Below are 23,236 nucleotides of genomic sequence, written 5' to 3' on the forward strand. Positions count from 1 at the left end.
TCATAGTGCATAATTATGCGTCACCGTTGTCGCGTCAAAAAACTCAGTAAACCAGCCGATCAACGCCGTGCTTTACTGCGATCGCTCGCCACCGAGCTGATCCGTCATGGTAAGATCACCACCACTTTAATTAGAGCGAAAGTTCTAAGAAGTGAAGTGGAAAAAATGATTACCCTAGCCAAAAATGGCTCCTTGTCAGCACGTCGAGAAGCTCTTGGCTATATCTTCGACAAACAACTGGTTCACGCTCTATTTGAGCAAGCTCCAACTCGATATGGCGATCGCCAGGGCGGTTATACCCGCATTCTGCACACCGTACCGCGTCGGGGCGATAATGCAAAAATGGCAATAATTGAATTGGTTTAAGTCATTAGTCATTGGTCATTAGTCATTAGTGAATAACGAAGGACAACTGACAAAAGACAAATGACAAAGGACAAAATCTGTATGTTAGAAAGCCACCAGCCTACACAAACTCATCGAGTAGCCTTGGTAATCCAATACCTGGGCACTCATTTTCATGGCTGGCAACGGCAAAAAAAACAACGGACTGTCCAAGAAGAGATAGAAAGAGCGATCGCTACTATTCTTGGGTATCATGTGACACTACATGGTGCTGGGCGAACTGATTCAGGAGTTCATGCTGCTGCTCAAGTAGCCCATTTTGAAGCTACAGGTTTAATTCCCCCTCACAAGTGGGCAACAATCCTAAATAGCTATCTGCCGCCAGATATATTAATCAGGGCTTCAGCTAGTGTAGATAACCGTTGGCACGCCCGCTTTAGTGCAGCCTATCGACGATATCGCTACACAATATACACTGAAGATCGACTTAACTTGTTTGTTAGACCCTTCAGTTGGCATTATTATTATGCACCCCTGGATGAATCCTTAATCCAAGCTGCCCTGAAACCTCTCTTGGGAAAGCATCACTTAGCTGCTTTTCACCGGGCAGGCTCAAAGCGATCGCATTCCTGGGTAGAGGTGCAAGCAGCAGACTGTCGTCGCAGTGGGCCATTTATCCATATTGAAATACAGGCAGATGGATTTTTGTATGGCATGGTACGGCTGTTGGTAGGGATGCTGGTACAAGTAGGTTCTGGACAACGAACACTTTCTAGCTTCACCGAACTCTGGAAAGAACAACGTCGAGAAGAAGTGAAACACGCCGCACCGCCCCAAGGCTTATGCTTGTTGCGAGTCGGCTATCCAGATTTTCCCTTTCCAAAAGAGATTTGGTACGACACCTTGCCAAAGTTCGTCACTAGTCAAGAGTCATTAGTCATTGGTCAGTAGAGACGCGATTAATCGCGTCTCTACAATGGTCATTAGTGAATAACAAAGGACAACTGACAAATAACAAATGACTAATGACTAATGACAAATAACAAATGACAAAGGACAAATGACAAATGACAACAGTTAAAACATACCTTCCTTCTCAAGCGTCCCTTGAGCGTGAGTGGTACATAGTAGATGCCACCGATAAACGCCTCGGTCGCCTCGCTAGTGAAATCGCTCAGGTATTGAGAGGCAAAAAGAAACCCGAATATACACCTCATCTAGATACAGGTGACTTCGTAATCGTCATCAATGCCGAGAAAGTAGCAGTCACAGGCAAAAAGCGTACTCAAAAGCTTTACCGCCGCCATTCTGGTCGTCCCGGTGGAATGAAAACGGAAACTTTCGCTAAACTGCAAGACCGCATACCAGAGCGAATTTTAGAACAAGCTGTTAAAGGTATGCTACCTAAAAATAGCCTCGGTAAGCAGTTGTTCACCAAGCTGAAAGTCTACGCTGGGCCTACACATCCCCACGATGCTCAAAAACCTAAAGAACTAAAAGTTAGTACAATTCCTGGAGAAGAAAATTAATGGTAGTAGCAGATGCTAATAGCGGTCGCGCCGTATACTGGGGTACTGGCCGTCGTAAGAACGCAGTAGCACGGGTACGCTTGGTTCCAGGCACCGGTCAACTGACTGTGAACGGTAAAGATGGAAACTTGTATTTCCAATTTAACCCTAACTACCTGGGAGTGATTAAAGCACCCCTGGAAACTCTGGGATTAGAAAACGAATATGACATTTTGGTAAAAGCAGAAGGCGGCGGCTTGACCGGACAGGCTGATTCTGTTCGTTTGGGAGTTGCTCGTGCTTTGTGCCAACTAGACCCAGACAACCGCCCACCTTTGAAAACCGAAGGTTACTTGACTCGCGATCCGAGAGCAAAAGAGCGGAAGAAATATGGTTTACATAAAGCCCGGAAAGCACCTCAGTACTCTAAGCGTTAGAGAATTGGGCATTGGGAATTGGGCATGGGCATGGGGCATTGGTTTCTCCCACTTCCTTATCTCCCCCTACTCCCCACTCCCTAGCTCCAATTGAAACCTGAAAGTTATAATTGATATAAGATTCATCACAAAAGGAACAATGGCTAAAGCTGATATTCACCCCAAGTGGTATCCAGATGCTAAAGTTTACTGCAACGGTCAAGTTGTTATGACCATTGGCTCTACCAAGCCAGAATTGCATGTAGATGTTTGGTCTGGAAATCACCCATTTTACACCGGCACTCAGAAGATTATTGACACTGAAGGCCGAGTAGAGCGCTTCCTCCGCAAGTACGGCATGAGCAGCACTCAAACATCTGGCGACGATCAAAACAAAAAGTAGCGGGTTGGCTCTGCTGTTAAGACGGCCCTGCATCAGCTGGGTCGATTTTCATTTATATGCTCGAGCCAATTTGTTATTTTTAAGGAGCGATCGCACTCGTCATGGCTGAATCATACTTACTGGACAAACTAAAATCCGTTGAACAAACTTTTAATGAATTAACACGTCGTCTTGGCGACCCCGATACCGCTAGCAATCCTGATGAGTATCAAGAAATTGCTAAGTCTCGTTCTTCTTTGGAAGAGGTAGTTAATACTTATGAAATTTGGAAAACAGCCCAAGAAGACTTGATCGGAGCGCGTCAGGTTTATAAAGAATCTGCAAGTGACCTAGAGTTGCAAGAAATGGCAGCACTGGAAGTAAAAGAACTAGAAGAAAAAATAGAACATTTAGAGTCTCGCTTAAAAGTCTTACTGCTACCACGCGACCCCAATGATGAAAAGAATATCATGTTGGAAATTCGCGCTGGTACTGGTGGCGATGAAGCAAGCATTTGGGCTGGCGATTTGATGCAGATGTATACCCGCTATGCCCAGACTCAAGGTTGGAAAGTTTCTCTAGTGAGCGAATCTCGCGGAGAAATGGGTGGCTGGAAAGAAGTCATTCTCGAAATTAAAGGTAATGACGTTTATAGCCAGCTAAAGTTTGAAGCTGGAGTGCATCGTGTGCAGCGCGTGCCGGCAACTGAATCTGGGGGACGGGTTCATACTTCCACAGCTACGGTGGCGATTATGCCAGAGGTCGATGATGTGGAAATTCACATTGACCCGAAAGATATTGAAATGACTACAGCTCGTTCTGGTGGTGCTGGTGGACAAAACGTCAACAAGGTGGAAACAGCTGTTGACTTGATGCACAAACCAACGGGAATACGCATTTTCTGTACAGAAGAACGCAGCCAGTTGCAAAACAAAGAACGGGCGATGCAAATTCTGCGGGCGAAGTTGTATGATATCAAGTTAGGCGAACAACAAGCAGCTGTAACTTCCATGCGGCGATCGCAGGTTGGTACTGGATCGCGATCGGAAAAAATTCGCACCTATAATTATAAAGATAACCGCGCTACCGATCATCGGTTAGGTCAGAATTATTCCCTTACCCCTGTTTTGGATGGTGATTTAGAGACACTTATCCAGTCTTGTATATCTTTAGACCAACAAGAACGTTTGGCGGAGTTAGCGACTTCTGCCGCTAACTAATTTTTGCTGTTAAATATCCCAATAGCTTGGGTTATGGGTTATTGGTCTTTGAAGACGCGATTTATCGCGTCTCTACATGAGGGTTTTGTTGCTCATTCTGAACTTGTAAAACCACTTGTTGTAATGTTGCTTTTAACACACGCAGGTGGTTTTCTAATATCGTGTGGAGTGCATCTTCTATTTCACTGGGATAATGGTAATAGGCAAATTCGTACTTCATAACGTAGTTTAGCTTCGCCCATTCCTTCAGGGTTTGATAGGTATAAATTAACTTCTCTATTTCCTTTTGCCAACGCGCAAAAATCCGGTAGCTAAAAAAGCTGCTGCATATATTGCCTTTTGCATCCCAGTAGGAAATACACACTTGATGCTTCAGAAGGTGGATTTTTTTGATTTGCTTAACATCGTAGCCTTTAACTTTTAAAGCTTCTTTGGTTTCTGCATCAGAAATGTTCCACTGTTCTGGTTTAATTTTATTAGTGGCTATAAGATTTTTACCTTTGCGGCGATATTGATTAATTTTGCGTGGCTTGCGAAACATGATGCACCTTCGATATTATTTCTTCGCAGCAAAGTTGAGCTACTAGCTGAAGTGCTGTAGCAAACTAAGTTTTTTGGGTTGGTTAAAGATAGATGGGTTAGTCTACTAACTTGATGCCTGTAGTTGCCGATTTACAACCAGAGATATAGTTTAGTACTAAAACACAAGGCTGTCAATATAAAAGTAAACTTGTATTATTGAAAGTAAACTTGTAAATAAAGTTGGCTAGCTATATAAGCAGTGAAGATCGAAAGCAAACAAAAACTGATTGAAATCATTAAACTAGCTCGCGGTTCAATGAGTCAGCGAGCATTTGGTAAGCTTTTGGGGGTATCTGCTACTGCTGTTCAGATGTGGGAAAAAGGTGTAAAGGTGCCAGATACAGAAAATTTGGCTCAAATCGCATCGAAAGCAGGCTACACAATGGAAGAGTTAATCAGCTGCATAGATGGCAAGCCAATTCCAGAAACCTCTGATTTGAGTCTGATTCTTAGACAAATCCAGCACATGCCTTTGGCCCAAGTGGCTCAAATCGTCCAAGCTGCGGCAGATAGATTGGCGGCTGTGGCTGAAGCATCTGGGGATGAGGCGAAGGCTAGTTGAATATTTGTTCGGAATTGAATTTAAATCATTAAAATATAACGTTTCTCGTTTGTATGCAATACACTCTGACCTCTCTCCAAACCTCTCTCCTAAAAGGAGAGAGGCTTTGAATTTTACTCCCCTTCCCTTGTAGGGAAGGGGCTGGGGGTTAGGTCTGTATTGGACTGAACCCAGAAGCGCTATAGCTCGTCGTCTCTTGCTGTCAAGATTCAACTCTATGGATAAACCTTTTTTGTATGACCAAGACTTCTATGGCTGGACACAGCAGCAGGCTAAAGCATTAGAGCAGAGGCTAGTTATGGAACTAGACTGGCAACACCTGCAAGAGGAAATTCAAGCTTTGGGGAGACAGGAGTATCGGGAACTCGTGAGTTGTCTGAGTGTATTACTCGGTCATCTCTTAAAGTGGGAATATCAACCCGAACAACGTTGTCGCAGTTGGTTTTTAACAATTCGAGAACAGCGTCGCGCCATTCATAGGCATCTGCGGCAGAACCCTAGCTTAAAGTCTCGAATAGAAGAAGCTTTATTAGATGGCTTTGAAGCGGGAGTTGATTTGGCGCTACGAGAAACTAACTTACCATTACGAACTTTTCCAGAGCATTGCCCGTATTTATTTGATGATGCGATCGCAGACAATTTTCTGTGCGATACTCGTCAAGACTGGGAAGGATAATTACTACCATTTTTCTTAATTAATTCATAACATAGGAATTGCTAAAACTACTTAAGGTAATCACCAATCGAAAATTTAAACTCTATTCGTCATTCGTTAAAAAAAGAATCATCATCCTCTAATGTTCATTCTAAATCAGGTTTTATTAGATAATCTTATAAGCTCTGCAATACTATAACTTGAATTGCAATACTTAGTCAAGGATAATACCAGATTTAGTATATTTAGAGGACTTACGCACTCGTCACGAAAAACTAAACCTTTGCGATTATTTCGCTTCTCTTCGAGACGCTAACGCAAACGCTCGTAATGGCGTAAAATCGTAGTCTTTACGTAAGTCCTGGCTTAGTAAGAATAAAACCATATTTTTATATATGACCAAAATCTAAGCACTGGCGGGTAACTAATAAATGGTTTTAAAATGGTGCAATCTTAAAATATTTAGGGGTGCAGCTATGTCGCTACGCAATGAGCCTTTAGATTGGCAACTTGAAACAAATAATCCTTATATACCAGTTTATCATCAAGGCAATTTGGTGGGATTTTTTAAACCAGAATATGCCAGTGAAATTATTAAAAATTTAAATGAAGAAGAAGTTTTAAAGAAAGCGCTGAAAATGGCTTGTACTGATTTAATTAAAAAAATCGGTGGCGATACCAGAAAAGTCAATTTTTTAATGGAAAAATATGTAAAAACTAGTGAGCGTCCAAAGCATGGAACTAGAGCGATCGCAGTTTTACTTCATGATAGGCAAAAAGAGCTTGACTTGAGTAACCAGGAGTTTGCTAAGTTCTGCGACACCTTTAAATTATCCCCTACCGAACTGAATAATATTTATGCTGCACAAGCATTTGATGATAGTTTATTAGCGCCCCTTTCACGTATATTAGGAATGGCAAAAGAGCAATTGCTGAAAGTGCGAGATGGTTGTGAAGAATCAAGCAAGACATAAACAGCAAAACAAAATCTTCAACTCAGATAGAATTGTGAAAACAGACATCATATTTTATAGGCTGTTTCAAGAATTCCCTGATATATTCTTTGAACTTATTGGTAATCCTCCAGAAGAAGCTAGCCTTTATCAATTTTCATCAGTTGAAATCAAACAAACAGCCTTCAGAATCGATGGTGTGTTTCTGCCTACACAAGGAAGTGAAAACCAGATTTACTTTCTTGAAGTGCAATTTCAGGCAGATGGGGAAATTTATTCACGGCTAATTGCAGAAATATGTTTATACCTCCGTCATAATCAACCATTAAATGATTGGGGTGCTGTGGTTTTATACCCAAACAGGAATGTAGATACAGGAGATATCAAACATTACCGTGAGTTTTTCACAAGTGGGCGTGTCAGGCGCATTTATTTGGATGAATTAGGTGAAACTGTATCGCTTCCAATTGGCATTGCAACTGCTAAATTAGTAATTGCAACCGACGATATAGCGATCGCTAAAGCTTGGGAGTTGATAGACAGAACCAAGTCAGAGATAAGCTCACTACCAAAACAGCAGCAATTATTACAATTTATAGAGACTATTTTGGCTTACAAGTTTCCCACAATGAGTAGGGAGGAGATGGAGGAAATGTTTGGCTTAAACGAGTTAAAGCAAACCAGATTTTATCAGGAAGCCTTTCAGGAAGGTGTTGAACAAGGTAAACTCAAAGCAGTACCAGCAATGTTGGCAGCAGGGTTGACTGTAGAACAAGTAGCAAAAGCGTTAGATTTAAGTGTCGAAGAAGTTAGACAAGTAACACAAAGCCAGCCTTGAGATAGATGTGGTAAATTTTATCCGTGGCTCAAGCCAAATTTGGTTTGCGGCTTCCAGACTTCTCACGACAAATTTATAGTTAATTTTTGTTAATATTAGAGGCGGTGTTAGTACTTCGTCCTCAATCACCCACTCCCTACCTGAGAGAAACTTAATGCTGCGACTAGAACATATAAGTAAAATTTATCCCACAGGCGAAGTTCTCAAAGATATCAACTGGGAAGTTAAACCAGGCGATCGCATTGGCTTAGTCGGTGTCAACGGTGCTGGAAAATCCACCCAACTCAAAATCATTTCTGGGGAAATTGAACCCACCGCAGGCGAAATTATCCGTCCTAATAGCTTACACATAGCTTACCTCAACCAAGAATTTGAAGTAGACCCCACCCGCACCGTTAGAGAAGAATTTTGGACTGTCTTTAAAGAAGCCAACGAAGTCCAGTTATCTCTGGCGCACATCCCACAAGAGATGGAAACGGCTAGCCCAGAGGAACTGGATCGACTAATCGACAAGTTGGATCGCTTGCAGCGCAAATTTGAAGCCTTGGATGGCTACAACTTAGATGCACGCATTGGGAAAATTTTACCAGAGATGGGGTTTGGGCTAGAAGATGGCGATCGCCTCGTCAGTGCCTTCAGTGGTGGTTGGCAGATGCGGATGAGTTTAGGGAAAATTCTCCTGCAAAAACCCGACTTGTTGCTGCTGGATGAACCGACTAACCACCTAGATTTAGAAACCATTGAGTGGTTGGAAAATTACCTCAGAGGGCTAATTACGCCGATGGTAATAGTCTCCCATGACCGGGAATTCCTTGACCGCCTCTGCACCCAAATTGTGGAAACTGAACGTGGTGTTTCCAGTACTTACCTTGGTAACTACTCGGCATATTTAGAACAAAAAGCCGAAAGTCAATCAGCACAACTGAGTGCTTACGAACGCCAACAGAAAGAATTAGAGAAACAGCAAACCTTTGTTGATAGATTTCGCGCCAGTGCTACCCGCAGTACCCAGGCAAAAAGCCGGGAAAAGCAACTGGACAAAATCGAGCGCATTGAAGCACCCATTGCTGGTGTAAGAACTCTCCACTTCCGTTTTCCCCCTGCACCCCGCAGTGGACGGGAGGTAGTGGATATTAAAGATTTAACTCATCTTTATGGTGATAAAATCTTATTTTTGGCAGCAAATCTGCTAATTGAAAGAGGCGATCGCATTGCATTTCTTGGCCCCAATGGTGCTGGAAAATCTACCCTTCTGCGTGTAATTATGGGTATGGAACCACCCACAGAAGGTAGCGTTCAATTAGGGGATCACAACGTTATTCCCGGTTACTTTGAGCAAAATCAAGCTGAAGCTTTGGATTTGAAGAAAACTGTCATGGAAACTATCCATGATGAAGTTCCAGACTGGGATAATCAAGAAGTCCGCACGCTTTTGGGACGCTTCTTATTCACTGGTGATACTGTATTTAAGGCAGTTGGGGCATTAAGTGGAGGAGAAAAAGCTCGTCTGGCTTTGGCAAAAATGCTCTTACGTCCTGCAAACTTACTAATTTTAGATGAGCCGACAAACCACCTAGATATTCCAGCGAAGGAAATGCTGGAAGAAGCGCTCAAAAATTATGATGGTACGGCAATTGTAGTTTCCCACGATCGCTACTTTATTTCTCAAGTAGCTAACAAAATCGTCGAAATTCGTGATGGTGAATTCCGAGTTTACTTAGGAGACTATCATTACTATCTCCAGAAAATTGCCGAAGAAAAAGAACAAGCAAAGTTAGCTGCGATCGCTGCTGAAAAATCTGCTAAAAAAGCTGCAAAAGCTTCCAGTAAAAAGAAATAATAGATCGAGTATAGACTTAGTAGTAGTGCTAAAATGCTACTACTAAGTAATCACTTGTTATTAGCGATCAGCAACACTACATAAAAATTGCTAAAGTTTAAAAAATCATTCAAAAAACTGCAAGTCTTTCATAAAAGAAATTAATAAGTAAAAATTCACTTGCGGCGTGGTTTAGCAGTGGTATCATTCGGGTATTACAAAAAGTAAAGGGCAATTTTACTATGACCAAAGCACCTGTTGCTCCTGTGGTGCTAGTCATTTTAGACGGATGGGGCTACTGCGACCAGAAGCGAGGAAACGCCATTATTGCTGCTAAAACTCCCATTATGGAAAGTTTATGGGCAGCCTACCCGCATACCCTCATCCGCACATCAGGAAAAGCCGTAGGGTTGCCAGAAGGTCAAATGGGCAACTCGGAAGTAGGTCATCTGAACATTGGTGCCGGGCGAGTTGTACCGCAAGAACTGGTACGCATCTCTGATGCGGTCGAAGACGGTTCTATTGCCTTAAACCCAGCACTCGTCAAAATTTGCCAGGAAGTTCGTTCTCGGAATAGCAAGCTGCATCTAGTAGGGCTTTGTTCTGAGGGAGGGGTACATTCGCATATCACCCATCTATTCGGACTACTTGACTTAGCCAAAGACCAGCGAATTCCAGAAGTTTGTATTCACGCCATTACCGATGGTCGTGACACCGCCCCAACTGACGGTGTAAGAGCAATCACACTGCTGCAAAATTATATAGACCGTACAGGAATTGGGCGCATAGTCACCCTCAGCGGTCGCTACTACGCGATGGATCGCGATCACCGCTGGGATCGGGTCAAACGCGCCTACGATGTAATCACCCAAGATGGTGTGGGTGATGATCGCACGGCTGTGGAAATCTTGCAAGCATCTTACGCCGAAGGGGTGAAAGATGAATTTATCAACCCCATCCGAATTGCACCCGGCGCAATAGAACCAGGGGACGGGGTAATATTTTTCAACTTCCGCCCCGATCGCTCCAGACAACTGACTCAAGCTTTGGTCAGTCCTACTTTTAACGGTTTTGAAAGACAGCAAATCACACCCCTGTCTTTTGTCACTTTTACACAGTATGATTCAGACTTACTCGTAGATGTAGCCTTTGAGCCTCAGAATCTCAGTAATATTCTGGGAGAAGTAATAGCTAATCATGGTCTGAATCAGTTACGCACCGCCGAAACAGAAAAATATGCCCACGTCACCTATTTCTTTAATGGGGGTCTAGAGGAACCTTTTGCTGGAGAAGATCGGGAATTAGTAAGCAGCCCAATGGTAGCTACTTACGATCACGCCCCAGCGATGTCAGCAGCAGCAGTTACAGATGTAGCGATCGCTGCGATTCAAAAGGCTATATATTCCCTAGTTGTGATTAACTATGCCAACCCAGACATGGTAGGGCATACTGGTCAAATCGATGCTACCATTACAGCGATTGAAACAGTCGATCGCTGTTTGGGACGGTTGTTAGAGAGCGTTATCAAAGCCGGTGGTACAACAATTATTACTGCCGATCACGGCAACGCTGAGTATATGCTAGATGAAGGGGGTAATCCCTGGACAGCTCATACCACTAACCCAGTCCCCTTCATCTTGGTGGAAGGAGAAAGAGTTAAAATCCCTGGATATGGTACAAATGTCGAACTGCGAAGCGATGGTAAGCTATCCGACATCGCTCCCACGATTCTAGAGATTTTACAGCTGCCTCAGCCACCAGAAATGACCGGGCGATCGCTGCTAAAAACAGCAGAATATGAGTTGCAACGCACTCGCACCCCCGTACAAGTAGGGCTGTAAAATAGTCCTGAATGCTGAGTTAGGAGTTCATTAAAAACTCCTAACTCCTGAATTTTAAATTCTGAATTCTGTTTTTTGAAACTTTTTATAAATGAGATTCCTACCATGACAGTTAGTAATATCGTGCAAGGCATTTGGGCATTTTCCGCCACTGGTTTGATTATCTTAGTTTTACTGCATAGCCCTAAAGGTGATGGCGTTGGGGCCATTGGTGGACAAGCCCAGCTATTTAGCAGCACCAAGAGTGCAGAAAATACCTTAAACCGAATTACTTGGGCATTGACAGTAATTTTTCTCGGTTTAACTGTAGTTTTAAGTGCTGGTTGGCTACCTAAATAAGGATAGGTAAATGGGGAGAAAAACTAAACATCCCATACTCAACACCTTAATAGATTTAATTTCACGACGGTTAATTACAGCTCTTGCCTTTTTTATTGGCACAGGGCTGTTAATCATTTTTACTAATCTTCAGTCGAGTGATGGGTTGACAATAAAAACAAAATCTGCATATTCAGACTTAATAATTTCTCTCCCTACCTCATCTTCCCTAAAACCCCATCCCCTACCGTCCGCACTTGCACAGTGGCAAGATAGCACAAACGGTGGTGACTACTTTTCTCAAGTCACAACAACCCAAGTAGGTTACTTAGTTTGGTCGCAATTTCCGATTCTAGTTTACGTAGAAACACCAATATCAATCAGCGAAAAACAAGCTCAGGTATGGGTTAATGCTGTATTACAAGGTGTACAGGAGTGGAATAATTATTTACCTTTAACAATAGTCGAACAGCCAGAAATTGCTGATATTACGATCGCACGAAAAGCGCCACCTTTACAAATTTCCCCTGGTACTAATATACCTCGTGCGCGATCAGCACAAACTACTTACGAGTTATACACCAGCAACAAAGTTTTATCCCACCGCTTCACCATCTTGCTAAGTCCCAGTCAAACAGGTGAGTATCTCATTGCAGCAGCCCGCCACGAATTCGGTCATGCACTAGGAATCTGGGGTCATAGTCCGCTACAAACTGATGCGCTATATTTTTCTCAAGTTCGTAACCCGTCGCCTATTTCTCCCAGAGATGTAAATACTCTAAAGCGGGTTTATGAACAGCCAACTACTTTGGGATGGTCTTTAGTAGATAATTCAGCGACTTAATTTTATGGTGTTGCTGAGTTAAAATATGAATATGTTTTGTGTAAAAAATCAAAATTTAAGATTAAGGCAACCAATTTTTATCTAAAATTTGCTCTAAGGTATAAGGACATAATTCAGGTAAATTGGTTAAATTTGTTTTAGCCTTAACATAATCTAAGGCATTGCTATAAATTATGCTGAAATTCTCTTCTAAATGATTGCGTAAATTGGCACTTAAATCTTCATTTAGTTGGTTACGAAAACTAATAATTTCCGCAGCCCAATGATTAGCATTTCTTGGCTTTTCTAAATCCCAATATTGAGAAAGTAATAAATGTCTAATAATTTGTTCCAATAAACTTCTTACTCGCCTTTTTTCCTTCTTAGCCAAATATTCCAATTCTTCTATTAAGTTTTCATAGTCAACGTCTGCTAATTGTCGGTTTTTGAGACATTTGATATTCTCCTCTAACCATTGCAGGTAATTGGATTCATATAATGTTTTTATGTCGATGATTGCAGCCATTTTTTGATTTTGTAGTTTTAATTTACTATTATTTATTATTTTATGTTAACTAATTTATTAATTTTTGCTGATAATTGCCCAGAAAAAAAAGATACACAGCACTGATAAGTTAAGTCAGAAGATATCCAGCGATTCCCAGAAAAACAACCAACCAAAAGTTCTACCCTACAGTCTGTCAGTAATCCAATTCTCTCGCGGTTCCCCCTGAATCGACTGTACAATTCCAAACCTTTCCTCAATTTTGCGTGGTAGAGTGGATATCCCAAAGATGTAAACGCAAGTTTCTTCTGGTTGATTTGTCAAAACACGAACTCTGGCTTCGTTATCTTGTAAACGCTCCATGAAAATAGATGCACAAATTTCAACATCTTCAGGAATCTCATATACTTCCTTTGAAAAGGTGAATCTCTTCTCCAAACTATTTGCAATTTGGTCGATAACGTTTTGCTCAGGCAACGGATTTGTGAAGCAATAGATGTATGTTCGGCAGCACTTTCCGTCTTCTAACTGCTCTAAGCCAGGGGTATTTCTCACCGTTATCTGACTTGCATGATACTTCATTTTTTTAACTTTAGATAGCCTTGTAAAACTGGTAAGAGAATTCTTAGTTAGGTATTTCTATTTTACCCGATCGCACTCATTGCCATCTTAAGATTTACAGTGCGATCGCACTTCTTCCCCTAAGCTCTACGACTTAGCGGTAGAGGTCGTTGTGCTAAAACTTCTTTATAAAGTTCTTCCAGTAGAGTAATATTTTTACTAAGGGTATAGCGGTCTAATACACGCTGTCTTGCTTTTTGCCCCAGTAAGGTTGTTAACTCTGGATGGTCTTGCAATACTGGCAAGAGAGTTCTTAATTGCGATCGCGCTGTTTTAGTACTAATAACTACACCTGCGCCCTTTTCTAATACTTCTCCATCTGCACCCACGTCTGTTGCTAAACAAGCCAACCCGCACGACATTCCTTCTAACAGAGATAGGGACAAACCCTCTACCAATGAAGGCAAAACAAATACATCTGCGCCCCGCAAAATCTCAATGCGTCGGTCTTCATCAGCGACAAATCCCAACCAGATAATGCCGTATTCTGAACCATAAAACGGCTCTAAGGAAGACTTTAAAGGGCCGTCGCCAACAATTAGCAACTTAGTACCAGGCCCCATTGCAGACTGCTTCCAAGCCCGGAGGAGGGCTTCGACATTTTTCTCTGGTGCTATTCGGCCCTGATAGACAAACAAGCGTTCGGCTTTAAATTCTGTTTTGACTTGAGATAATCCTGGAGAATACTTAGCGGTATCAACACCGTTGGGAATTACAGCAATATTTTCTTTCCTCACACCCATCCCTGCTAATAATTCTCGCTGAATTTGAGAAAATACAATCACGCGATCGTAGTTAACTAAAAAAGGCGCGTAAAGCTGATAAGCCAGAAGTTGTGTTCCCGATATCAGCTTTGCTCCTTTGCCAGCAAACGGTGTGTGAAAAGTGGCAATTAGGGGCAACCTCAGTTCCTCACAGATTTCCGGTAGAAAAAAGTCTAGAGGAGATAGCGTCAAAGAAGCATGGACTATATCTGGCTTGATTTTCCGCAGCGACTCCGTTAAAAGTTTGGTTGCTTTAAAAGTGGGAATTGTATAAACCTGGGACTTGTAAATGAAAGGGAGGGAAACCTCTCGAAGATTTGGCCAATTATCAGGTTCAGACTCTTCCTGGGCGAAGTGAAGAAAGCTAACTTGATGTCCCCTATCTAGCAAGGCATTTGTAATTTCTCGACTGTAGGTGACATTGCCACAAAAGGGTGATTTTTTTCCAATCCAGGCTATACGCATTCTTTATTTAGCTGTAAGAAAAGCGGGTTTGATCTATTACTTGTGTGTCCTTGGTGATTTTTATTTTATCTAACTATACTTGCTGGTTTTTTTAGTTATTACAGATTTCCAACAGAATCTAGTTTAAAAAGCCTATTTTAAGCTGATTAAACCAGGAGATTTATGGCTTTATTTATTCTACTTATAAGTTGTTAATTTCTGATATTTAAACAACTTATTTTGACTAATGTGAGATTGATATCCCGCAAGTATGTGATAAATTTTCACTTACCACAGTTTACCATGAACAGAAAAGCTTTAAGTAAATATTAATTACTTAAAGTAATGAATAATAGCTCCTGTTAGCTGATAACTATTTGTGTGAGTTATACCAGGTTAAGATACCTCCTAAAAAGACGATCGCAGCTAATCCCAAAAAAACTGCCTGTAATCCTACAAAGGTTTCTGCTACACCTGCTAATGCCAAAGGTAAGGAGAGAGCAATATTAATTACATTGTTTTGTAAACCAAAAACTTTACCTCGCATTTCTGGAGGTGTTTCTGTTTGAATTGCGGTTTGCATAGGAATTCCCACTAGTGCCCCAAAGATACCTAATAGCGCCACCAGTAACAGGACTAGCCACAGTTGGGTTGTAAATATTGATAGACCAATCAGAGATGCTGTCATACCCATACAACCGTACAGACTTAGTTGGGTGTAGGAGAAGCGTTGACCAAATTGGCCTAGAAGTGTTGCTCCCGCAGCGATGCCAACACCACCAGCTGCTAGCAAAAAGCCAAACTGGGAAGCTTTCATGTTGGGAATGATTTCCGCCATGCGAACCGCTAGAACAGTTAATGCTGCAAAAACAGAAAACAAGATAATCAGCTGAAGCAAAGCATTGCGGACACGATGATTTGCTTTAAGGTAGGCAAAACCATCTCGCAAATCAGAGAATACGTGAGGGAATTCTGTATCAGGATGGTAGTGTTTTTCCTTAGTTGCTAAGAGGAATAAAATTATTCCTGCGATCGCATAACTACCACCTACTAAAAATTCTTTGCCCAAACTACCACTACCACCAATTTGCAGCCAAAGTCCATCAGCGATCGCTAACAATGGTTCCCCGACAGCAAACCCAACAATCACCGATGCCATCATCGTTGTCGTATAAAGCGAATTTGCCGAGAGTAAATCCTGTTCTTCTACTATTAAGGGAATTGCCGCCTGTTCTGCCGGTGCAAAAAACTGCGTCAGCGTCGAAACTAAAAAAGTCACACCCAGAATAATCAAAAAACCAACTGGCAAAACTCCTATGGGTTTCCAGTCATGAGTCAACCACATCAGAAAGGGAATTGACAAAACCAGGATACCGCGCCAAATATTCGTTGCCACCAGCACAGCCTTTTTCGACCAGCGATCGACAAACACACCAGCAACAGAACCAAACAATACGGCGGGAATCGTAAAAGCCATCATCAAGACTGATACCCAACCACTAATACTTTGATTACTAGCCTGAAACTGAGTATTAATCAAAGCAATCATCAACACCAAATAAACTTTATCTGCTAGTTGGGAGAAAACTTGACCACCCCAAAGAGCTAGAAAATTAGGGTTTTTTAATACAGGCAAAAACCCCTGCTGTTTGATATTTCCTGAAACAGCTTCTCCACCAGAACCAGATCCATTTAATGTTGGTGGTTCTTTTTCTGGGATAGTAGCTACTGGCATTTGCCCGTTGCTATCTTCTTGGGCAGTAGTTAATTTGTCCTCAGATTGTTTTTCTGATTGACTTAGAATATTAGTTTTTGGAATCTGGTCTGTGCAATTTTGCTCGTTTTTAGAAACGTCTTTTGGGGACATTTCTTGTCCATTTATTTGACTAGGTGTACACTTTGAAACAGCACTCAAGTGATTCCTAACTGTAGGATCTGATATCCTATTTTGTTTTTTTGCGAGGCTTGGTGACAAAGGCAGGATTTTTTTATCCAAATCAGACGGTTGCATCATGGTTGGCAGCAAAATAAGAGTCGATCAAGGTAGCAGAGCGAATAGGGCGACCTAATTGATACTGAGCATACTGGCGCAAAATCTGTTCAACAGATAACCAGTCATAATCTCTAGCACCATCAATTTGCATTATCTCTGGTTGTGACAGATGTTGAAGCAAAGCCAGTTCCATAGCACCCGGACGACTAGAAATCACAGGTATTTCTTGCCGATGCACAACAACTGTTTGGGAGCCAGGTTTTGCAGGTAATGGGATAATGGGGTGATTGGGTGATGGAGAAAAAGATGAATTTCTTTGTATCTCCCTCTCCCTCTCACCCTCTCTTCGCAAACGTTCCCAAGCTTCTAAAGAAACTGTTCCACCCGCAGGGATACTAAATCCTACCTGCCAGTTTGGGTCTGTAAAATTTGGCTTGAGGAGGTGTCCAGATAGGCAGCAGACTTGCACTTGTGGCGTTACTCCTGCTAATGCTAAAAGGTGAAACACCCCATGAGCCAAATGAGCCAAAACCCCAGATGGATTTGCACTAGATAACGCCTCCAACCGATGGAGATGTTCATTGAACAACTCATAAAGTTCTTCTTGAGGTTGTTCGCTCAAAGCTTGACACAAGACTATTTCTGCTAAATACTGACTGGCAGCTAATTTTCCCAAATCTTTAGCTAACCCAGGATAAGTTTTTAACGTCTGTGCTTGGGTAATTTTATCAAGCGATCGCCCTTTCGCAATCAATAGTTCATTCACAACAAACATACCACTCCTGCCGCCCAGGCTGGAATTGTGCTTGCGTGCCCCTGGAGCTACTGCTCGAATCAGACCGAATTCTGGTGTCAAAATCGTCACTATTTTATCCGATTCTCCCAGCACTTGGGTTTTAAGATTAATTCCCGTTGCTTTGTAGGTTCTACTCATTAGTCATTAGTCACTAGTCATTAGTAGTTATTAGTCATTAGTCATTGCTTAAGGGTCATTAGCTTAGGACAAATGACAAATGACAAAGGACAAAGGACAAATGACTATTCACCCTTTCCCAGGTTATCGCGCTGGCGGATCAAATCGATACCGCGAGATGTGCCTAATCTAGTAGCACCCGCTACGATTAAGTCTAGAGCTTGATTGATAGTGCGGATACCACCTGAGGCTTTAATTCCTACTTTTTCTTTTGCAAATTCCTGCAAAAGTCGTACATCTGCCACTGTTGCACCACCATTCCAACCTGTACTAGTTTTTAAGAATGCCGCTCCCGCCTCCATAGCTATTTCAGCAGCTATTTTTTTTTCCGCATCTGTCAACAGGTTAGTTTCCAAAATTACCTTGACAGTTTGCCCAGTCTCTTCACAAATTTCGGCAATTTCCCGGTGGACTTCTTCAGTTTTTCCAGCTTTCAACCAGCCCAAGTTCATTACCACATCTAACTCAGTAGCCCCATTATCCGCCGCTTCTTGAGCCTCATACAGTTTCACTGCTGAAGTCGTCGCACCAGAAGGAAAGCCAATCACCGTACAGACTTTCGGATTCTTGCCGTGCAGCAGTTCGACTGCTTGTTTGACATGGGCGGGAAATAGGCAAACCGCCGCAAAATTGAATCTGTATGCTTCTTCACACCACTGCTCAACCTGCTCTGGAGTAGCAGTTGGCGTTAAGAGGGAGTGATCGATAAATGGCGCAATATCAATGTTTGGATAGTCTGCTGCCATCGTGTCTTCTGCCAGTCATTGATTATTAAACTTTATAAAAAATTAAAACATTTCTTATATATATATTAAACCATATTTATGACAAGTTTATTGTGAAAAGAAGCTGCTGACTTTTCTAGGATGTTAACTTTGTAGATGTCGCAGAATTATTGTAAGTGTTTAAGTTGACATTAGGCAGTAGTAAACTTAGAAATATCAACAGCATTTTTCACACCAGTTGCTAAGAAGTCAAAAATAGTTTTAGCTAAAGCTTCCGATGCCAAATATGGTACGCCATTACCAATAGTCTTAAACATATTCGTGAGTGACATATTCTCTGGAAGTACAAAATTTGCAGGTAAAGATTGTATTGCTAAAGCTTCCGCCACAGATATTCGCCGGATTTTATAGGGATGCAAATGTACTTCATTATTTCCATAGCAAGCTGTTGGAGAGTAACGCCATCTGTGAAGACGCTTGAAAGACTTTTTAGAATCATCTCCTTCATCAATAACAGCAAATCTTGCAATTCCTGCCCTTGGTTGAAAACAGTTTTCAGCATTGGGATGCTTCAGGACATTATTTTTTCTAAACCAGTATTCAACTGTTAATTCTTGAGGGATGCCGTCAGGACAAGGCATTATAGAATTTTCTTGGAATGGTTCGGACTTACGCCAAGGATAAGCAAAAACCTTTGTTTGAGGATATAAAATGTGATTGTTCCAAGGAAAAGCCTCTTCATGTAAAAACTTTTCACTACCGACTTTTATTCCTATATCCTTTATAAAACTATTTCGAAAACCAATGAGAATAATTCTTTCTCTATCCTGAGGTACACCATATTCGATAGCATTAATCAATCGCTCTGTTAGTATATAGCCTGCTTCCAGTAATTGTTGCTTGAGCGATTCAAAAAATAAACGGTGCTTTTTTGTTCTCCACAGTCCCTTAACGTTCTCAAATAAAAAGAAATCTGGAAGATTGCGGCAAATTAATTCAACGTAAGCAGAGGAAAGCTTGCCATTATCTCCTAAACGTCCTCTATTTTTCCCACCAATAGAAAAATCAGGGCAGGGAGGCCCGCCAATGAAGCCGACAATATTATTAAATTTACGGCAGTCTTGTACTAGCTTCCGGAGGTGTTGTGTTTGTAACCCTTCGAGAAGTTGGGTTACATCTCCTACCTCTCCATCATGATACCCGTATTCTGGCGATGGGAGATTGAGAACCTGCCGTGAATAGCGGTATGCAGTCATGAATGGAGGAAAAATTTCATTGACGTAAACAACCTTAAAACTACTGGTTTCAAAACCTAAATCTAAAAAACCTGAACCAGCAAAAAAGGAGAAGATACAGGGGCGATCGCTCATGCAATAAATACTGCCGTGAAACAGTCTTAATTAATATCTTAAGATATAGGGTTTATACTTACGTACCACTAAAAAATGAACAATTTTAAGATTGCTTAAATAGTAAAAAAATTCACAATTCCTCTAAGTGTTTAATATCAAAATTTACTCAATCTTTAAGGAAAATACCTGACAGGAAAACAGTCTGAAGCCACAATTAATAAATATAGGAGTTTTCAAACTCCAAATCATGTTTAAGACAAATATTTGTCATTAAATAAAAAACCGGGGTACTTCGGACTAATTTTTATGCGAATTTTAATTTACTCTTACAACTACTATCCAGAGCCAATTGGTATTGCCCCATTGATGACTGAATTAGCAGAGGGACTAGTGAAGCGTGGGCATCAAGTGCGTGTAGTCACCGCTATGCCCAACTACCCTGAGCGTCAAATTTACCAGGAATATCGGGGCAAGTGGTATCTAAACGAATATAAAAATGGCGTTCAAATTCAACGCAGTTACGTTTGGATTCGTCCCCAACCCAATCTATTAGATCGGGTGTTACTAGATGCTAGTTTCGTTGTCACTAGTTTTGTGCCCGCCCTCGTCGGTTGGCGTCCAGATGTTATTCTCTCAACATCGCCATCCTTGCCAAGCTGTGTACCAGTTGCTCTTTTAGGGTGGTTACGTGCTTGTCCTGTGATCTTAAATCTACAAGATATATTACCAGAAGCAGCCGTCCATGTCGGTCTACTGAAAAATAAATTACTTATAAAATTATTTACAGTGTTGGAAAAATTTGCTTACCACACTGCCAGTAAAATTAGCGTTATCGCCGATGGGTTTGTGGACAATTTGCGAGCTAAGGGCGTAGAAGCTGACAAAATTGTGCAAATTCCCAACTGGGTTGATGTCAATTTTATCCGCCCTTTGTCTAAAGAAAATAACCCTTTCCGCGCCGCACATAACCTGAATGGAAAATTTGTAGTACTTTATTCTGGCAACATTGCCCTAACCCAAGGCTTAGAAAGCGTTGTTAAAGCTGCTTCTGCATTACGCCATATTCCAGATATTGTTTTTGTCATCGTTGGAGAAGCAAAAGGTTTACAGCGATTGCAGCAGGAATGTCTAGACTGCGGCGCAGATAATGTTTTGCTACTGCCATTTCAACCCCGCAAATCTTTGCCACAAATGTTGGCAGCTGCTGATGTTGGTTTAGTGGTGCAAAAGAAAAATGTTGTATCCTTCAATATGCCGTCAAAAATTCAAGTGCTACTTGCCAGTGGACGAGCTTTGGTTGCTTCTGTCCCCGATAATGGTACGGCAGCAAAAGCTATCAAGCAAAGTGGCGGCGGAGTTATCGTTCCTCCAGAAGATCCCCAAGCTTTAGCAATGGCAATTTTAGATTTGTATCAAAACCCCGAAAAAGTCAAAACTCTGGGTTATAAAAGTCGCCAATATGCCGTTGATAACTATGCTTTTGAGCAAGCTTTAAATCAGTATGAGTCGTTGTGTTACTCATTGACGGCAGAACATGGAGCAATTCAGTCCACAATAATTACCAAACAAGAAGTTTAATTTACAGCAGTGGGGTTAGATTACACAAAGGTTGCCAAGCAGCTTTTGCACCAAATGAATTACCAACGATCGCATTTGCTTGATCATTAAATGGATCGCTGGTTAATTCACTTCCAGTTACTATCTTCAAGTTGTTATGAGAGTGAATATAGGTAATGCTGAGTGATGTTGTTTTAGTTGGTTCAAGGGTTAGTTGAGCGATCGCTCCATAAGGGCTAGCAAGAATCCCCTTCTCTGAATTAGCTGCATTGCTGCTGATATATTTCAATGACAAATTCAGAGCATTATTCAAATTGTGAGAAATACCGATACCTGCGCCACTACCTTGTCGGCGAATGGAATTTTATCGTCCAAATGTAGAAATTGATCCGTCATCACTACCGCTAAAAATAGGATTGACACTAGGAACAATGTCGCCTATTCCTCCTGCCAACTCGTAGAAAGTCATGTGGGTTCGTTTACCTAGTAGAAATATGTACTCTAGCTCATCTACGTCCACCTCATTTTCATCATCATAATGCTGGTGTGTTCCTTGCTTGTAAGCGCACTTTTAATTTATCTTTCCCAGTAAAATTGCTTACGAAGCTCAGACGGACGCGATCGCTCAATACTAAATTTCCATTTATTGGTTTCTACAACAATAGCCATCCGCAACTGCTGATTGCTGATGTCAAAATCTAAGCAGTCAATTATTAAACTACGACAGATCGGCGGCAATAAACCTACCATTTCATTACAGCCAAAAAGCCTAATATTAAAGCCTTTTGAGTTTTGACTTTTGAGAGCCAGTTACTTCAACGCCCTTAAGCCGCGCAACGCACTGGCTCCTTTTGACTTGCACCTTGCGGTACTAGCTCCCATAGACACCCGTTTTTTTGTTAGTATTCAAAAAAACCTATTGACACATTTTCAGATCAATTGTTTGTGATTTGTAAGTAAATGTAAACAATTGTTTCAAAAGAAAGCACATGAGGTTTAATGACTGATTATTTCCAAGGAAATTTCCCATTACAATCTGTCTCACTGACGAAGAGTGTGGCAAAGAGCCATGCCCATACCGAAGAGGAGAGCGGAAAATTAGCTGCAACGATAGCCGTTGCTGGATCAGACCGCAAAGCGGGTGAAATTATATTGCTCAAAGTAGCAGAAGTATCTTACCTAGCTGATTACTTTGTGATGATGACTGGCTATTCTAAAGTACAAGTCAGGGCGATCGCTCAAGCAATTGAAGGAAAAGTTGAAACTGAGTTGCAACGGCGTCCCATAAGGACAGAAGGAAAAGTAGAGGGGAGTTGGGTACTACAAGACTACGGTGATGTGATCGTTCACATCATGATGCCCAAGGAACGGGAGTTTTATAATTTAGAAGCGTTCTGGATTCATGCAGAGCGTATTTCCCTTCCAGAATCTGATGAGGGTGAGGGTAAGCCAACATGATTAGGTCTTCGGTTTCAAATTGCCCAGTTCCTATAGACCAACAACCGCTTAATGAGTACGAAGAGTTAAAAAATTCCTGGCTGTTTCGTGATAGCACTTTAGATTTGCGCGAGTATATCACGAAAATAGCTTGGATTTGGGGTTTATCTTGGCTGGTCGCAGGGCCTGTGGCAGCAGCAAGTTTTCCTCCGAACAAGTATATTGCACATTTTATCCTCTGTGGTGCGGCCGCCGCGAGTGTTGGCGTAGTGCTAGCACTGGTAAGGTTGTACTTAGGCTGGTTCTACGTGTGCGATCGCCTTTGTAGTCCCACAGTCTTTTATGAAGAGTCAGGCTGGTACGACGGACAAACTTGGACAAAGCCACAGGAAATCCTCAACCGCGATCGCTTGATTGTCGCATACGAAATTAAACCTATTCTGCGGCGGTTACAATTTACCATTGCTGGGTTGGCGGGAATGTACGTTATTGGTACTATAGTTTGGCATTTGTTTTAAAAGTTAGGAGTTAGGAGTTAGGAGTAATTAGTTAATAATTCATAACTCTTAACCGGAGGCGTAGCGTCTCCGGCTCCGCTCCTAA

At 41.7% G+C, this 23,236-nt stretch carries 28 protein-coding genes; 17 read left to right on the plus strand and 11 right to left on the minus strand.

Going from position 1 to position 23,236, the window contains the following annotated elements; genetic code table 11:
• Nucleotides 1-15 precede the first annotated feature (15 nt).
• The 6 genes from rplQ (at nt 16) to prfA (ending at nt 3,871) form a co-directional block, all read left to right on the plus strand.
• Nucleotides 16-366, plus strand: a complete 351-nt coding sequence (gene rplQ / locus V7K25_RS14360; protein ID WP_118167591.1) for a 50S ribosomal protein L17 — start codon at nt 16-18, stop codon at nt 364-366.
• Between the two features lie 81 nt (nt 367-447).
• Nucleotides 448-1,296, plus strand: a complete 849-nt coding sequence (truA, locus tag V7K25_RS14365; RefSeq protein ID WP_335159007.1) for a tRNA pseudouridine(38-40) synthase TruA — start codon at nt 448-450, stop codon at nt 1,294-1,296.
• Between the two features lie 116 nt (nt 1,297-1,412).
• On the plus strand, nt 1,413-1,874 hold the full coding sequence (gene rplM, locus V7K25_RS14370; RefSeq protein WP_194045858.1) for a 50S ribosomal protein L13: 462 nt from the start codon (nt 1,413-1,415) through the stop codon (nt 1,872-1,874).
• On the plus strand, nt 1,874-2,290 hold the full coding sequence (gene rpsI / locus V7K25_RS14375) for a 30S ribosomal protein S9 (RefSeq protein ID WP_012410698.1): 417 nt from the start codon (nt 1,874-1,876) through the stop codon (nt 2,288-2,290). The genes rplM and rpsI overlap by 1 nt, the downstream gene beginning before the upstream one ends.
• Before the next feature lie 139 nt (nt 2,291-2,429).
• Nucleotides 2,430-2,672, plus strand: coding sequence for a 50S ribosomal protein L31 (gene rpmE, locus V7K25_RS14380; RefSeq protein ID WP_109011936.1), 243 nt, complete (start codon nt 2,430-2,432; stop codon nt 2,670-2,672).
• Nucleotides 2,673-2,773: 101 nt separating this feature from the next.
• Nucleotides 2,774-3,871 (plus strand): peptide chain release factor 1, encoded by a 1,098-nt coding sequence (gene prfA, locus V7K25_RS14385; protein ID WP_335158958.1) that lies wholly within the window; start codon nt 2,774-2,776, stop codon nt 3,869-3,871.
• A 61-nt stretch (nt 3,872-3,932) separates the two neighbouring features.
• Here the strand turns inward: prfA and V7K25_RS14390 are convergent, their stop codons facing one another.
• Nucleotides 3,933-4,412, minus strand: coding sequence for a hypothetical protein (locus V7K25_RS14390; RefSeq protein ID WP_335158960.1), 480 nt, complete (start codon nt 4,410-4,412; stop codon nt 3,933-3,935).
• A gap of 240 nt (nt 4,413-4,652) precedes the next feature.
• On the opposite strand from V7K25_RS14390, the gene V7K25_RS14395 reads away from it, so the two are divergent.
• From V7K25_RS14395 to V7K25_RS14430, 8 genes are all read left to right on the plus strand, one after another.
• Complete coding sequence (locus V7K25_RS14395; RefSeq protein WP_104906418.1) at nt 4,653-5,015, plus strand: helix-turn-helix domain-containing protein; 363 nt, start codon at nt 4,653-4,655, stop codon at nt 5,013-5,015.
• Between the two features lie 217 nt (nt 5,016-5,232).
• Nucleotides 5,233-5,691 (plus strand): DUF29 domain-containing protein, encoded by a 459-nt coding sequence (locus tag V7K25_RS14400; RefSeq protein ID WP_335158962.1) that lies wholly within the window; start codon nt 5,233-5,235, stop codon nt 5,689-5,691.
• A gap of 455 nt (nt 5,692-6,146) precedes the next feature.
• Nucleotides 6,147-6,644: a hypothetical protein gene (locus V7K25_RS14405; protein ID WP_335158964.1), complete on the plus strand. Its 498-nt coding sequence runs from the start codon at nt 6,147-6,149 to the stop codon at nt 6,642-6,644.
• Nucleotides 6,645-6,678: 34 nt separating this feature from the next.
• Entirely contained in the window at nt 6,679-7,461 is a 783-nt protein-coding gene (locus V7K25_RS14410) for an Rpn family recombination-promoting nuclease/putative transposase (RefSeq protein WP_335158965.1), read from the plus strand.
• Nucleotides 7,462-7,615: 154 nt separating this feature from the next.
• Nucleotides 7,616-9,301, plus strand: coding sequence for an ABC-F family ATP-binding cassette domain-containing protein (locus V7K25_RS14415; RefSeq protein WP_335158967.1), 1,686 nt, complete (start codon nt 7,616-7,618; stop codon nt 9,299-9,301).
• A gap of 221 nt (nt 9,302-9,522) precedes the next feature.
• Nucleotides 9,523-11,121, plus strand: a complete 1,599-nt coding sequence (gpmI, locus tag V7K25_RS14420) for a 2,3-bisphosphoglycerate-independent phosphoglycerate mutase (RefSeq protein WP_335158969.1) — start codon at nt 9,523-9,525, stop codon at nt 11,119-11,121.
• Nucleotides 11,122-11,226: 105 nt separating this feature from the next.
• A complete protein-coding gene (gene secG, locus V7K25_RS14425; protein ID WP_109011945.1) occupies nt 11,227-11,460 on the plus strand; it encodes a preprotein translocase subunit SecG in 234 nt (77 codons plus the stop codon).
• Nucleotides 11,461-11,470: 10 nt separating this feature from the next.
• On the plus strand, nt 11,471-12,283 hold the full coding sequence (locus V7K25_RS14430) for a peptidase (protein ID WP_335158971.1): 813 nt from the start codon (nt 11,471-11,473) through the stop codon (nt 12,281-12,283).
• Nucleotides 12,284-12,344: 61 nt separating this feature from the next.
• Here the strand turns inward: V7K25_RS14430 and V7K25_RS14435 are convergent, their stop codons facing one another.
• From V7K25_RS14435 to V7K25_RS14465, 7 genes are all read right to left on the minus strand, one after another.
• Nucleotides 12,345-12,788, minus strand: coding sequence for a DUF29 domain-containing protein (locus V7K25_RS14435; RefSeq protein ID WP_335158973.1), 444 nt, complete (start codon nt 12,786-12,788; stop codon nt 12,345-12,347).
• 165 nt (nt 12,789-12,953) lie between these two features.
• Entirely contained in the window at nt 12,954-13,349 is a 396-nt protein-coding gene (locus V7K25_RS14440; RefSeq protein WP_335158975.1) for a hypothetical protein, read from the minus strand.
• A 119-nt stretch (nt 13,350-13,468) separates the two neighbouring features.
• Complete coding sequence (locus V7K25_RS14445) at nt 13,469-14,617, minus strand: glycosyltransferase family 4 protein (RefSeq protein ID WP_335158977.1); 1,149 nt, start codon at nt 14,615-14,617, stop codon at nt 13,469-13,471.
• 352 nt (nt 14,618-14,969) lie between these two features.
• On the minus strand, nt 14,970-16,607 hold the full coding sequence (locus tag V7K25_RS14450; RefSeq protein ID WP_335159009.1) for an MFS transporter: 1,638 nt from the start codon (nt 16,605-16,607) through the stop codon (nt 14,970-14,972).
• Nucleotides 16,594-17,523, minus strand: coding sequence for a DNA repair protein RecO (recO, locus tag V7K25_RS14455; protein WP_335158978.1), 930 nt, complete (start codon nt 17,521-17,523; stop codon nt 16,594-16,596). Before recO ends, V7K25_RS14450 begins: the two co-directional genes overlap by 14 nt.
• 104 nt (nt 17,524-17,627) lie before the next feature.
• Nucleotides 17,628-18,308, minus strand: coding sequence for a deoxyribose-phosphate aldolase (deoC, locus tag V7K25_RS14460; RefSeq protein ID WP_335158980.1), 681 nt, complete (start codon nt 18,306-18,308; stop codon nt 17,628-17,630).
• Nucleotides 18,309-18,478: 170 nt separating this feature from the next.
• Nucleotides 18,479-19,657 carry a DNA cytosine methyltransferase gene (locus V7K25_RS14465; RefSeq protein WP_335158982.1) on the minus strand — a complete coding sequence of 393 codons (1,179 nt, stop codon included), beginning with the start codon at nt 19,655-19,657 and terminating at the stop codon, nt 18,479-18,481.
• Between the two features lie 288 nt (nt 19,658-19,945).
• On the opposite strand from V7K25_RS14465, the gene V7K25_RS14470 reads away from it, so the two are divergent.
• On the plus strand, nt 19,946-21,217 hold the full coding sequence (locus V7K25_RS14470; protein WP_335158984.1) for a glycosyltransferase family 4 protein: 1,272 nt from the start codon (nt 19,946-19,948) through the stop codon (nt 21,215-21,217).
• Nucleotide 21,218: 1 nt separating this feature from the next.
• On the opposite strand, the gene V7K25_RS14475 is transcribed toward V7K25_RS14470, so the two are convergent.
• From V7K25_RS14475 to V7K25_RS14485, 3 genes are read right to left on the minus strand one after another with little or no spacing between them, the layout of a single operon-like run.
• Nucleotides 21,219-21,509 carry a hypothetical protein gene (locus V7K25_RS14475; RefSeq protein ID WP_335158986.1) on the minus strand — a complete coding sequence of 97 codons (291 nt, stop codon included), beginning with the start codon at nt 21,507-21,509 and terminating at the stop codon, nt 21,219-21,221.
• 51 nt (nt 21,510-21,560) lie between these two features.
• Nucleotides 21,561-21,716, minus strand: a complete 156-nt coding sequence (locus V7K25_RS14480; RefSeq protein WP_335158988.1) for a hypothetical protein — start codon at nt 21,714-21,716, stop codon at nt 21,561-21,563.
• Nucleotides 21,717-21,772: 56 nt separating this feature from the next.
• Nucleotides 21,773-21,946 (minus strand): hypothetical protein, encoded by a 174-nt coding sequence (locus V7K25_RS14485; RefSeq protein WP_335158990.1) that lies wholly within the window; start codon nt 21,944-21,946, stop codon nt 21,773-21,775.
• A 249-nt stretch (nt 21,947-22,195) separates the two neighbouring features.
• Between V7K25_RS14485 and rsfS the strand changes: the two genes are divergently transcribed.
• Both rsfS and V7K25_RS14495 read left to right on the plus strand, forming a co-directional pair.
• Complete coding sequence (gene rsfS, locus V7K25_RS14490) at nt 22,196-22,654, plus strand: ribosome silencing factor (protein WP_335158992.1); 459 nt, start codon at nt 22,196-22,198, stop codon at nt 22,652-22,654.
• Nucleotides 22,651-23,151 (plus strand): CGLD27 family protein, encoded by a 501-nt coding sequence (locus V7K25_RS14495; RefSeq protein ID WP_335158994.1) that lies wholly within the window; start codon nt 22,651-22,653, stop codon nt 23,149-23,151. Before rsfS ends, V7K25_RS14495 begins: the two co-directional genes overlap by 4 nt.
• The last annotated feature ends 85 nt before the right edge of the window (nt 23,152-23,236 follow it).

The organism is Nostoc sp. (genome assembly GCF_036919495.1).
Lineage (GTDB): Bacteria > Cyanobacteriota > Cyanobacteriia > Cyanobacteriales > Nostocaceae > Nostoc.

Coding starts and splice junctions, on each gene's coding strand:
- V7K25_RS14495 (WP_335158994.1), top strand. CDS start 22,651: ATGATTAGGTCTTCGGTTTCAAATTGCCCAGTTCCTATAGACCAACAA.
- truA (WP_335159007.1), top strand. CDS start 448: ATGTTAGAAAGCCACCAGCCTACACAAACTCATCGAGTAGCCTTGGTA.
- rpmE (WP_109011936.1), top strand. CDS start 2,430: ATGGCTAAAGCTGATATTCACCCCAAGTGGTATCCAGATGCTAAAGTT.
- V7K25_RS14400 (WP_335158962.1), top strand. CDS start 5,233: ATGGATAAACCTTTTTTGTATGACCAAGACTTCTATGGCTGGACACAG.
- deoC (WP_335158980.1), bottom strand. CDS start 18,308: ATGGCAGCAGACTATCCAAACATTGATATTGCGCCATTTATCGATCAC.
- V7K25_RS14430 (WP_335158971.1), top strand. CDS start 11,471: ATGGGGAGAAAAACTAAACATCCCATACTCAACACCTTAATAGATTTA.
- V7K25_RS14470 (WP_335158984.1), top strand. CDS start 19,946: ATGCGAATTTTAATTTACTCTTACAACTACTATCCAGAGCCAATTGGT.
- rsfS (WP_335158992.1), top strand. CDS start 22,196: ATGACTGATTATTTCCAAGGAAATTTCCCATTACAATCTGTCTCACTG.
- rpsI (WP_012410698.1), top strand. CDS start 1,874: ATGGTAGTAGCAGATGCTAATAGCGGTCGCGCCGTATACTGGGGTACT.
- rplM (WP_194045858.1), top strand. CDS start 1,413: ATGACAACAGTTAAAACATACCTTCCTTCTCAAGCGTCCCTTGAGCGT.
- V7K25_RS14390 (WP_335158960.1), bottom strand. CDS start 4,412: ATGTTTCGCAAGCCACGCAAAATTAATCAATATCGCCGCAAAGGTAAA.
- rplQ (WP_118167591.1), top strand. CDS start 16: ATGCGTCACCGTTGTCGCGTCAAAAAACTCAGTAAACCAGCCGATCAA.
- prfA (WP_335158958.1), top strand. CDS start 2,774: ATGGCTGAATCATACTTACTGGACAAACTAAAATCCGTTGAACAAACT.
- secG (WP_109011945.1), top strand. CDS start 11,227: ATGACAGTTAGTAATATCGTGCAAGGCATTTGGGCATTTTCCGCCACT.
- V7K25_RS14485 (WP_335158990.1), bottom strand. CDS start 21,946: ATGGTAGGTTTATTGCCGCCGATCTGTCGTAGTTTAATAATTGACTGC.
- V7K25_RS14450 (WP_335159009.1), bottom strand. CDS start 16,607: ATGCAACCGTCTGATTTGGATAAAAAAATCCTGCCTTTGTCACCAAGC.
- V7K25_RS14435 (WP_335158973.1), bottom strand. CDS start 12,788: ATGGCTGCAATCATCGACATAAAAACATTATATGAATCCAATTACCTG.
- recO (WP_335158978.1), bottom strand. CDS start 17,523: ATGAGTAGAACCTACAAAGCAACGGGAATTAATCTTAAAACCCAAGTG.
- V7K25_RS14405 (WP_335158964.1), top strand. CDS start 6,147: ATGTCGCTACGCAATGAGCCTTTAGATTGGCAACTTGAAACAAATAAT.
- V7K25_RS14445 (WP_335158977.1), bottom strand. CDS start 14,617: ATGCGTATAGCCTGGATTGGAAAAAAATCACCCTTTTGTGGCAATGTC.
- V7K25_RS14440 (WP_335158975.1), bottom strand. CDS start 13,349: ATGAAGTATCATGCAAGTCAGATAACGGTGAGAAATACCCCTGGCTTA.
- gpmI (WP_335158969.1), top strand. CDS start 9,523: ATGACCAAAGCACCTGTTGCTCCTGTGGTGCTAGTCATTTTAGACGGA.
- V7K25_RS14465 (WP_335158982.1), bottom strand. CDS start 19,657: ATGAGCGATCGCCCCTGTATCTTCTCCTTTTTTGCTGGTTCAGGTTTT.
- V7K25_RS14415 (WP_335158967.1), top strand. CDS start 7,616: ATGCTGCGACTAGAACATATAAGTAAAATTTATCCCACAGGCGAAGTT.